Source organism: Kitasatospora sp. SC0581 (genome assembly GCF_048159585.1).
Classification (GTDB): domain Bacteria; phylum Actinomycetota; class Actinomycetes; order Streptomycetales; family Streptomycetaceae; genus Kitasatospora.
Genome location: NZ_JBLRWA010000303.1, coordinates 1 through 326, shown reverse-complemented (window position 1 = coordinate 326; position 326 = coordinate 1). Strand labels below are relative to the sequence as shown.

Sequence of the window (326 nt, the reverse complement as noted above, 5' to 3'; positions counted from 1 at the left end):
AGCCAAATGTCCGTATGCGGGGAAAAACGCATTGAGTTTAAACAGAAATACGGACAGCACAGCAATCGAAAGCGCGTTTACGAAAAACAGCAGCAGCCGGGAAGCAACCATTTTTTCATTTATCCAGTAAAGGAATGCTGCCAAAAGTGCGTTGATGAGAACAGCGAAGTACACGATGCTGGTATTTTCAGCATCCAAATACAAACGGAAAAGCACTGTGGCAAAAATGAAGAGCCATTTGTCTTTCAGCACATAGGCCATCGGCAGCGACCCGATCCCCCACCATAAAAATGCCTGGCCGAATGGGCCGCCAAGGTTAAAAATTT

General features: G+C 46.0%; 1 protein-coding gene. It reads right to left on the bottom strand.

Annotated elements, in window-relative coordinates:
* On the bottom strand, nucleotides 1-326 hold a 326-nt coding region (locus tag ACLWS4_RS38195; protein ID WP_416876596.1), incomplete at both ends, for a hypothetical protein.